At 51.3% G+C, this 7428-nt stretch carries 8 protein-coding genes and 1 pseudogene; 3 read left to right on the forward strand and 6 right to left on the reverse strand.

The window, feature by feature from the left end; genetic code table 11:
• Both J5I83_RS01240 and J5I83_RS01245 read left to right on the forward strand, forming a co-directional pair.
• Nucleotides 1-2181: HAD-IC family P-type ATPase (locus tag J5I83_RS01240; RefSeq protein WP_304052653.1), on the forward strand; the 2181-nt coding region annotated here is incomplete at its 5' end.
• Between the two features lie 32 nt (nt 2182-2213).
• Entirely contained in the window at nt 2214-2972 is a 759-nt protein-coding gene (locus J5I83_RS01245) for an HD-GYP domain-containing protein (RefSeq protein ID WP_211753416.1), read from the forward strand.
• A 56-nt stretch (nt 2973-3028) separates the two neighbouring features.
• On the opposite strand, the gene merA is transcribed toward J5I83_RS01245, so the two are convergent.
• From merA to J5I83_RS14455, 5 genes are all read right to left on the reverse strand, one after another.
• The gene (gene merA, locus J5I83_RS01250) at nt 3029-4708 is read right to left on the reverse strand and encodes a mercury(II) reductase (protein ID WP_090700553.1); all 1680 of its coding nucleotides are present in this window, start codon (nt 4706-4708) and stop codon (nt 3029-3031) included.
• Nucleotides 4705-4956 (reverse strand): mercury resistance system transport protein MerF, encoded by a 252-nt coding sequence (merF, locus tag J5I83_RS01255; protein ID WP_090700551.1) that lies wholly within the window; start codon nt 4954-4956, stop codon nt 4705-4707. Before merF ends, merA begins: the two co-directional genes overlap by 4 nt.
• 2 nt (nt 4957-4958) lie before the next feature.
• Entirely contained in the window at nt 4959-5240 is a 282-nt protein-coding gene (gene merP, locus J5I83_RS01260) for a mercury resistance system periplasmic binding protein MerP (protein ID WP_090700550.1), read from the reverse strand.
• Nucleotides 5241-5254: 14 nt separating this feature from the next.
• Nucleotides 5255-5605, reverse strand: a complete 351-nt coding sequence (merT, locus tag J5I83_RS01265) for a mercuric ion transporter MerT (RefSeq protein ID WP_090700548.1) — start codon at nt 5603-5605, stop codon at nt 5255-5257.
• Nucleotides 5606-5723: 118 nt separating this feature from the next.
• A complete protein-coding gene (locus J5I83_RS14455; RefSeq protein WP_090700547.1) occupies nt 5724-6038 on the reverse strand; it encodes a four-helix bundle copper-binding protein in 315 nt (104 codons plus the stop codon).
• 142 nt (nt 6039-6180) lie between these two features.
• Here J5I83_RS14455 and merR point away from each other — a divergent pair, with 142 nt between their 5' ends.
• Nucleotides 6181-6585: an Hg(II)-responsive transcriptional regulator gene (merR, locus tag J5I83_RS01275; RefSeq protein WP_090700545.1), complete on the forward strand. Its 405-nt coding sequence runs from the start codon at nt 6181-6183 to the stop codon at nt 6583-6585.
• Between the two features lie 613 nt (nt 6586-7198).
• Here merR and J5I83_RS01280 read toward each other — a convergent pair.
• Nucleotides 7199-7428 (reverse strand): annotated as a pseudogene (locus J5I83_RS01280) (IS1380 family transposase); the annotation flags it as partial.

The following is a 7428-nucleotide window of genomic DNA, read 5'->3' on the forward strand; positions in this document are numbered from 1 at the left end:
ACTGATACACTGCCTCTAGAAACGCCGCTAGCGGAGCAACAGAACATGGTTTTTCTCGGTACTAGTGTGACTAACGGTTCTGGTCGCGCAATCGTAGTCAATACCGGTATGGAGACGCAACTGGGCCGTATCGCCAAATTGCTGGAGACTGCCGAAAGCGGAGAAACTCCACTGCAACGAAAACTCGATAAAGCAGGGCATTTTTTATTGTGGGCTTGTTTAGGCATAGTCACGCTGATTTTTAGTCTGGGATGGCTGCGCGGCATTGCACCATTCGAGCTTTTTCTGAGTACGGTGAGTTTGGCGGTCGCCGCCATTCCCGAGGGACTGCCAGCGGTAGTCACTATCGCACTCGCATTGGGGGTACAGCGCATGGTGCTGCGCAATGCGTTGGTGCGACATATGGCTGCGGTCGAAACGCTGGGTTGCGCTGAGGTGATCTGTACCGACAAGACCGGTACCTTGACCATGGGTGAAATGACTGCGCGCAAGTTGATTACTGCGGACAGTAGGTATCGCATCACGGGTGAGGGTTATGCGACCGAGGGCGTATTCATTACGGGCAATACTGAACGTGTGCCTTCCGAAGACCCGCAACTATTCGCCTTGCTGCGAGCTGCGGCAGCTTGCAACGACGCAGAACTGGCCTTTGTGAATGATCGACCTATCGTGGTGGGGGACACCACTGAAGGCGCCTTGTTGGTTGCTGCCGCTAAAGCTAATATCACCCGGCAAGCGATCGAAACGGAAATGCCGCGACTGGCTACGCTGCCATTTGACTCTGAGCGCAAACGCATGACCATTATCCGCAAGCAGGAAGAGCAGCCGTGGGCATTTGTAAAAGGCGCACTGGAAGTGATTCTTAGCCGTTGCACCTTGATCCGTACCGAGCAAGGCGTCAAACCATTAAGCGAAGCTGATCGCACTCGATTGCTTGATGCCAATAAATTACTGGCAGAAGAGGCATTGCGCGTGCTTGCCATTGCTGAACGCCCACTGACAAACCCCGGCTTTGAGAAAGGCACGGCGGTAAGTGATAATGAAATCGAAAAGGAGCTTATTTTTCTGGGGCTCATCGGTTTGCAGGATCCGCCACGTGCAGAGGCAAAGGAAGCCGTGGCCAAGTGTAAGCGCGCTGGCATCAAAGCTGTGATGATCACGGGTGACCACCCTGATACTGCGCGGGCCATTGGTTATGAATTGGGCATACTGGGCAAGGGTGACGAAATTCTGGTTGGCAATGAGCTCGATCGGCTGGATGAGGAAGCGCTAAGAGCGCGCATCGCACGGGTTTCTGTTTATGCGCGTGTGACTGCCGAGCACAAGCTGCGCATCGTGCGTGCCTGGAAGGGGCGGGGCAAAGTGGTAGCTATGACCGGGGATGGCGTGAATGATGCCCCTGCGATCAAGGAAGCCTCCATCGGAATCGCTATGGGGTTGACTGGCACCGAAGTGACCAAAGAAGCGGCAGATATCATTATCACCGATGATAACTTCGCGTCCATTGTTGCAGCGGTAGAAGAGGGTCGAGGCATTTATGACAACATTGCGAAAACATTGGCCTATTTGCTCGGAAGCAGTGCCGGCGAATTAATCGTGATGTTGATTGCGATTCTACTCGGTTGGCCATTGCCGCTGTTACCACTTTATCTTTTGTGGATCAATCTGGTAACGGATGGTTTTGCGGCGCTGGCTTTGTCGACCGATCCGATTGACCGGGGCGTGTTGAATCGTCCACCCCGATCTTCACAAGCACCCTTAATTAGCCGGGATTTAATCAAAATGACGCTCTTTACCGGCTCGTTGACTGCGAGTGTCACACTCGGTGTATTTGCCTATGAGCTCTACCTCATGGGTAGCAGCCTGGAACAAGCTCGTGATGCTGCGTTCACCGTATTGGTGATTGCCGGCCTGCTGCGCGCTTTCGGGGCACGAAGTGAACAGCGCACTGTTTGGGAAATCAGTCTATTTTCAAATTTACGGCTATTTCTCGTTGTGGCAGCAGGCTTCGCCCTGCAGTTGGCGATACACCATATTTCAGTGTTTCAAGCATTGTTCAAGATCGAACCGATTACACTTGCCCAGTGCGCAGGCTGGTTTGCAGCAGGCTTCATTCCGCTGATCGTGTTGGAATTGAGGAAAGTCATTCGCTATCGTTCGGCAAGCATTGGTAGCAAATAAATGCATGATCCTAATTAACAGGAAATGTATCTATGCTAAACAATCATCAAAATGAACAGACAGGAAATCATGTGGAAGTATTTTGCCAGCATTGTGGCAAATTGATTGCACAACAATCTTTTGTATCTAAGGGTAAAACCTATTGCTCCGAACATTGTTTGCTCAAAATCAAAGACGTCTGCGCTAGGCAGGAAGATATGTTTAGCCTGCTGGCAGAAACGCTGGTGAGTGCGCTGGATTTGCGTGAACACGAGACGGGTCTGCATTCCAAGCGTGTTGCTTGCCATACTATGGTGCTCGCGCGCCGTTTTATTGCGGAGTCAAATATGTTGCAGCAGATTTACTGGGGAGCGCTATTACATGACATCGGCAAGATTGGCGTACCGGACGCCATCTTATTAAAGCCTGGTCCTTTGAGCGAGGCTGAATGGAGTGAGTTACATACTCATCCCGAGAAAGGCTACCACCTCATATCGCAAATACCCGGTATGGCAGATGCGGCCAATATCATTCTCTGTCATGAGGAGCGCTATGATGGCACGGGCTATCCGAGGAGTTTGCACGGTGATCAAATTCCTTTGGGCGCACGCCTGTTTATGGTGATCGACACCCTGGATGCAATTACCTCCGATCGCACTTATCGTAAAGGTGCAACTTTTGATGTTGCCAAGGCAGAGATTCTACGCATGAAAGGAAGTCAATTTGATCCGCAGGCAGTTGATGCCTTTAGCGCCGAAGAAGCAGTGCTGCGCGAAATGGTGCTGGCAAAATGCCAGCAGCCATTTTCTTAGTTAATGGCAGACTTGTTTATGGCGGATTTTTGTCATTCGGCATGTTACACCTTGACTTACCCAGCGCAGCAGGACAAATATTTGATATCTTTGCTGAAGGTTTGCGCCGCAAGTTTCAACCCCTCGACCATTGTCAGGTAAGGAAACAATTGATCAGCCAGTTCCTCCGCAGTCATTCTGGCGCGAATCGACAGCGCTGCGGTCTGAATCAATTCGCCTGCCTCCGGTGCGACCGCTTGCACGCCGATCAGCCGGCGCGAACCTTCCTCGACGACGAGCTTGATGAAGCCACGCGTGTCGAAGTTGGCGAGCGCGCGGGGCACGTTGTCGAGGGTAAGCGTTCGGCTGTCGGTCTCAATCCCCTTGAAGTGCGCTTCCTGTTCGGACAATCCGACAGTAGCAACCTGTGGGTCAGTGAACACCACGACTGGCATGGTCGTTAGATCCAGCTCTGCTTTACCACCGGTCATGTTGATGGCCGCACGGGTACCAGCCGCTGCCGCAACATAGACGAATTGCGGCTGGTTGGTACAGTCGCCGGCGGCATAGATAAGTGGATGACTGGTGCGCATGCCGTTGTCAACTACGATCATGTTCTGGGCATTGGTGGTAACGCTCGCCACATCCAATGCCAACTCGCGTGTATTGGGTGCTCGACCAGTGGCGATCAGGAGCTTGTCGGCATGTAGCTCGCCGTGCGGGGTGGTCAACACGAATTCATCGTCTATATGCGCAACCTGGCTCGCTTGCGTGTGCTCCAGTACCTCAATGCCCTCGGTGCGAAAAGCGGCTGTGAGCGCTTCGCCGATGACCGGGTCTTCGCGAAAGAATAGCGTGCTGCGCGCCAGCATCGTCACCTTGCTTCCCAATCGAGCGAAGGCTTGCGCTAATTCAACCGCCACCACCGACGAGCCGATCACTGCCAGGCGCGGTGGAATGGTGTCGCTTACCAGCGCTTCAGTAGAAGTCCAGTAGGGGGTATCTTTCAGGCCAGGAATAGGCGGCACGGCTGGGCTTGCCCCAGTAGCGATCAGGCAACGGTTGAATCTTACCGTTCGCTCGCCTCCTTCATTCAGTCGCACGGTCAAGCTTTGACTATCCTTGAAGCGAGCTGCACCCTGTAATACCGTTATAGCTGGATTGTCCTCCAGAATACTTTCGTACTTTGCATACCGTAGTTCATCGACGCGTGCCTGTTGCTGAGCGAGCAACCACTCGCGCTGGATGATAGGCAGGCTTGCAGACATGCCGCCATCGAATGGGCTTTCTTTGCGCAAGTGTGCGATGTGAGCTGCACGAATCATGATTTTGGAGGGCACGCAGCCGATATTGACACAAGTGCCGCCAAGAGTAGAGCGCTCGATCAGTGTCACGCGCGCATCTTGCTCAACTGCTTTCAATGCCGCCGCCATCGCGGCCCCACCACTGCCGATCACGGCGATGTGCAACTGGCGATCTGCGCTGCCATGCTTGTTTCCGGTTGCTGGTGAGCCGAGTGTTTTGTCGTGGAAATTAGTTACCTTGGTGGGCGCGTCGACAAATGACGCCTGGTAGCCAAGTGTTGTTACGGCTGCAACCAGTGCTTCGACAGCTACACCCGTACCCACTTCTATTTCGGCCCGCCCCGCTGGATAAGAGATTCGCACCTCTTGCACGCCGGGAACCTTCTCCAATGCCTGTTTGACATGCTCGGTGCATGAAGCGCAGGTCATGCCTTCGATAACAAGTTCAATCATGGCTTCTCTCCCTCGTCTTTGTGATTGGGTGCGCAGCAAGCCAGCGCCTGGCGGCGTCGCTGCCAGGCATATATCGTGATGATAATGAAAATCGCTAATGCCGGAAACAACACATAGTCGAGCCAACCGACCCAGGCAGATAGACCGAGCACGCCGAGCAGCACGACCAGAATGGGCGTGAAGCAGCAAAGTGCGACGATAATCGAGTCACCGATACCGATCCGCAACCACTTGGTGTATTTATCCATGATTATTCCTTAACCGTCGCCGGGTAACCGGCGTCTCCGGCAGCTTTGAGCAAGGCTTCGACATGGGTTCTGGTATCGTCGAAGGTGACAGTGGCTTCCTGTTTCTTATAGCTGACTTCAGTTTGCTGCACGCCTTCCACCCTCGAGAGCACTTTTTTCACGCTGATCGGGCAGGCGGCGCAAGTCATGCCAGACACTGACAGGGTAACGGTCTGCATGGCTGTCCAGGCAGGTGTGCTCAGGACGGCGGTCATCAGCAGCAGTAAAACAGTTAATTTTTTCATGATCGATCTCCTGATTAGTAAAAAAGTGGCAACAAATAGGGAAAAACCAACGCTAACAGCACCAGCGCCGCCACCGTCCAGAAAATAATTATGTATGTCATTTTCACTTGCGGGACAGCGCATATTTGTCCTGGCGCGCAATCCACAGCAGGCCGGAAGATCCGGCGCCAGGCGAAGAACAGGGCTACCAGCGCTACGCCAAGGAAGATCGGTCGATACGGCTCCAGCGCCCTCAGGTTACTGAGCCAGGCGCCGCCAAATCCCAGGCTGATCAATACCAGCGGCCCCAGACAGCAAACCGAAGCGAGGATAGCGGCCAGCCCTCCGGCGGCGAGGGCGCCGCGCCCTTGTTGTGGCTCGGTCATATACATTTCTCCTTTTAAAAATTTCAGATGCCGCAGACGGAGTTATGGAAAGAAAGAAAACATGTTTGGAACGGATCTGGATTCCAAGATTAAAATCCAGATCCGTCTTTTTCGCGTGCTAACCAATCTGGCGGCACATATCTGCACATTTTCTGCACATCTCGGCGCATTTTTGACAGCGATCTTCGTCATACTTTCCACATTCTTCCGCACATAAATTACATATCTCCCCACAGAGTGCGGATATTTTCTGGGCAATACTTGAATTGCGAGCCATAAGGCGAGCGCAAAGCTGGCAAATTTCTGCGCAATCCATACATAGACGCAGGCATTTCTCTCTATCCGAACCGATACAACAGTCTACACAATCCTCGCAAGCCATAAGACAAGCCAGGCAAGCTTCAATACAATTTTGATAATCCTTATTTTTCATGATGATATATCCTCATTTTGCAATAAAAATGGATTAGTAATTCAATGATTTCAAGAAATTAAATCGACCATCTATTTCTCCTTTTAAAAATTTAACAGGTGCTGTAAATTTATTCCTGTAGTCAAGTACGGAGTCAAGCGTAATGGAAAATAATTTGGAGAATCTAACCATTGGTGCATTCGCCAAAGCAGCCGGGGTCAGTGCGGAAACGATCCGCTTCTATCAACATAAAGGCTTGTTACCGGTACCGGCTAAGCCCTATGGCGGCATTCGCCGTTACAGCAAAGTTGATGTGCAGCGCGTAAGATTTATAAAGTCTGCCCAAAGGCTTGGCTTTAGTTTGAGTGAAATCAGTGAATTGCTGCGGTTGGAAGACGGCACTCACTGCAATGAAGTCTACTATTTGACTGAGGTCAAACTAAAAGATGTACATAAAAAATTGGAAGAACTGAAGCGTCTGGAGGCTGCGTTATCCGCACTTTTACATGCCTGCCATACACGAAAAGATAATGTCTCCTGTCCAATTATTGCATCGTTGCAAAACTGAGATAAGTTGCGCAATGCGGAGTTAATCGAGAATCGGACATGGCATGACATGCCGATTTTTTTCATTGGATGAATTGAGCCGGTATTGCCAGGAACCGATATCTATTTCACAAAATTGAGATCGAAAAAGTTAACTCGAATGGTTCATAAAACTGCGGGGTAGCGTTTTTTCAGGGGCAATCAGATTCCCTTGGTCGTACACGCCTGATTATGGTGATCGGTACGCTGAATGCAATGACTTCCGACCGCGCTTATCATCGAGGCGCTTCTTTTGATGTCGCCAAGACAGAGATTTTCGGAAGATAGTAATGTCGAAATGTGAGCAGTAGTCATTGGAAACACTATCTACCAGGCGCTGAAACTTGGATCCGCTACCAGGAGGGGTCATCAAGACATACATATAACCCAAATTCCGCGATTGAATTTTTAATTTCTCCCGCGGATGTCCCGAAGCATGATCGCAAAAACGAAAGCGGGCAGAAAACAGTGGATTTGATGGCGTGTATGTACATCACATTGCTATTTTCATTGTTGTGGGAACATTTTAGCTTTTTGAGGACGAGATTGCCCTTTCCGCGGTGAGGCGGCGCCAAGTAGATAAAGGAACGGGTCAGTTACGGAGCGAGGGATTGGGCCAATTGGTAGCTTTTAGTACGGATGTTTTGGAATAACTCGACGGACTCGGTTGCGATCTTGAGTACTAGCGAGCGAGCATGGCGTACGAGCTTGCCTGGCAGATGAAACAGGCGCCAACGTACTGTTGCCACTCGGTAGCGCTGCCATCCGCTGTCTAGGGCAGAATGCTTGAATAAGACGAACAAATTATGAGCGATTACACCGATAC

Source organism: Nitrosomonas communis, assembly GCF_024102715.1.
GTDB lineage: Bacteria > Pseudomonadota > Gammaproteobacteria > Burkholderiales > Nitrosomonadaceae > Nitrosomonas > Nitrosomonas communis_B.

What these genes read in the sequence shown, in the direction of transcription:
- J5I83_RS14455 (WP_090700547.1), bottom strand. Translation starts at nt 6,038, where the DNA reads ATGAAAAATAAGGATTATCAAAATTGTATTGAAGCTTGCCTGGCTTGT.
- merR (WP_090700545.1), top strand. Translation starts at nt 6,181, where the DNA reads ATGGAAAATAATTTGGAGAATCTAACCATTGGTGCATTCGCCAAAGCA.
- merT (WP_090700548.1), bottom strand. Translation starts at nt 5,605, where the DNA reads ATGACCGAGCCACAACAAGGGCGCGGCGCCCTCGCCGCCGGAGGGCTG.
- merA (WP_090700553.1), bottom strand. Translation starts at nt 4,708, where the DNA reads ATGATTGAACTTGTTATCGAAGGCATGACCTGCGCTTCATGCACCGAG.
- merF (WP_090700551.1), bottom strand. Translation starts at nt 4,956, where the DNA reads ATGGATAAATACACCAAGTGGTTGCGGATCGGTATCGGTGACTCGATT.
- merP (WP_090700550.1), bottom strand. Translation starts at nt 5,240, where the DNA reads ATGAAAAAATTAACTGTTTTACTGCTGCTGATGACCGCCGTCCTGAGC.
- J5I83_RS01245 (WP_211753416.1), top strand. Translation starts at nt 2,214, where the DNA reads ATGCTAAACAATCATCAAAATGAACAGACAGGAAATCATGTGGAAGTA.